The 1,659-nt window shown below is 58.5% G+C and carries 3 protein-coding genes and 1 pseudogene; all 4 read right to left on the bottom strand.

Annotated features, from left to right (window positions below; genetic code table 11):
• Nucleotides 1–309: 309 nt before the first annotated feature.
• Nucleotides 310–576 (bottom strand): hypothetical protein, encoded by a 267-nt coding sequence (locus FA740_RS19390; RefSeq protein ID WP_169306393.1) that lies wholly within the window; start codon nucleotides 574–576, stop codon nucleotides 310–312.
• A gap of 18 nt (nucleotides 577–594) precedes the next feature.
• Nucleotides 595–813 carry a helix-turn-helix domain-containing protein gene (locus FA740_RS20405; RefSeq protein WP_338119685.1) on the bottom strand — a complete coding sequence of 73 codons (219 nt, stop codon included), beginning with the start codon at nucleotides 811–813 and terminating at the stop codon, nucleotides 595–597.
• 111 nt (nucleotides 814–924) lie between these two features.
• Nucleotides 925–1,116, bottom strand: coding sequence for a hypothetical protein (locus FA740_RS19400; protein ID WP_136858423.1), 192 nt, complete (start codon nucleotides 1,114–1,116; stop codon nucleotides 925–927).
• Nucleotides 1,117–1,359: 243 nt separating this feature from the next.
• Nucleotides 1,360–1,659 (bottom strand): annotated as a pseudogene (locus FA740_RS19960) (hypothetical protein); the annotation flags it as partial.

The following is a 1,659-nucleotide window of genomic DNA, read 5'->3' on the forward strand; positions in this document are numbered from 1 at the left end:
CTCACTCATCAGAACAAGTCCCATATCGCTGTTCCTCGTGACCCGTTTCTGGATGGCCCAAGGGTCATCCGTCAGGGCAGAGGCGACAAATCAACTTTGCCAGTTCGCGACAATTCTATCTGGGTTTTACAATTATTGTTGTCACCAAGTTAAAATGTCGCGTGTCCCGCCATTTAGAAATGTCGCTGCGGTGCGGATAAGCGCTGAGCCGGCCCCGGCCCGCTCTCTCCATCAAGGGCCGTAAGGACGGGGCCGGCGGCGCCAAGGTTTGCGGGTGCCGCGCTTGGATCCGCATCTGCACGGGCGCGGTCATTCTCCTGGGGTTGAAGGCATGACGAGAGCGTCAGCCGCGCGACGCTCTGGCAAATAGACATAGCGGTAGATCGTTTGGTGGCAGGCACGGCGCCGGGCGCCTTTATGCCGCATCCGCCCGGCGATCTGTTGAGGTGACCAGCCGGCCTTCAGGACAGTAATCACACCCTCACGCAGCTCATCACCTCGCAAAAGCTTGGCCAGCCTCTTGCGACGGCCGGCGGCCAGGTGCTGGGCATTCATGTGCCAGTATCCCGTCACCATCGGCACTTCCGGATCATTTCAGAAGTTGCGCCGGATCTCGCGATGGATCGTCGATCGGTGCCGGCCGAGCTGAACGGCGATCTGCACCACGCTGATCTTGCGCTGCAGCATACCACCGACAATGCGGCGCTCGGAAAGGGTAAGATGCGACGTCCCGGGGGAGCTCCATGCGTGAAACGGCTTGACTGAGATGACCCCGTTACCGAAGTCCTGACCCTGAGGCAGGCGATGCGGCAGCGGGTGTAGAAGACCAGCCTCTCATCACGTCTCATCTGGGAGATCCAGACGAGCTCACACGGTAAGACGCAACTCAAACATCAATGGGCAGAGGCGGCCAACACGTAAGAGTTAGTCTTCAGTGCCGACGTGGGTGCCATCTGGCGCGATGATCGTGCTGGTGCCACCGACGTGGGTGCCATCTGGCGCGATGATCGTGCTGGTGCCGCCGACGTGGGTGCCATCTGGCGCAATGATAGTCTGAGCTGCTGCCATTCCAGCGGAGCAAACAATCGCAATAAGAAATCCGAGTGACGTTTTCATTTTACTACTACCAATTTCATCCAACCCTTGGTGGGCACTGGAACATAATCTGATACCACGAATGATCTCAACGATTCTTAGTCGCCTTCATTTATGAGGCACTGTTCGACAGCGTGTAATGTATGCGCCGTTCCCGCCATCCGCCATCGTCGTCTCCTTCTGAATCCTCAAAACGAAACTCGCCGCCACGTCAGCGCACCAGAACCGCGGAAATCAATGGGACGGGAACGGCGATATCAAACGTTATTGCAGGCCTGACGCCTTCGCCAACTCTTCGCGGAAGACCTCGGCCGGCGTCCTGTAGCCGAGACATTTTCGGGGCGTGGTGTTCATCCGCTGAGCCAAGCCCAGCAACTCTTTCTGCTGGATTGTCAGCAAGATCGTGTCGCGCGGAAGCCAGCGCCGGACGCGGCGGTGGTCGTGTCTCGGAAGTGGTAGAAATTGTCTGGCGGCGTAATCTCCGGGTGAACCAACACCCACCCAACCGGCGGCGGCAACCGCCAGGGAGATCACGCCATGAAGCAGAATACCGATAGCTCGTCC

The organism is Paracoccus hibiscisoli, from assembly GCF_005048265.1.
GTDB classification, from domain to species: Bacteria; Pseudomonadota; Alphaproteobacteria; order Rhodobacterales; family Rhodobacteraceae; genus Paracoccus; species Paracoccus hibiscisoli.

What these genes read in the sequence shown, in the direction of transcription:
- FA740_RS19390 (WP_169306393.1), bottom strand. Translation starts at nt 576, where the DNA reads ATGGTGACGGGATACTGGCACATGAATGCCCAGCACCTGGCCGCCGGC.
- FA740_RS19400 (WP_136858423.1), bottom strand. Translation starts at nt 1,116, where the DNA reads ATGAAAACGTCACTCGGATTTCTTATTGCGATTGTTTGCTCCGCTGGA.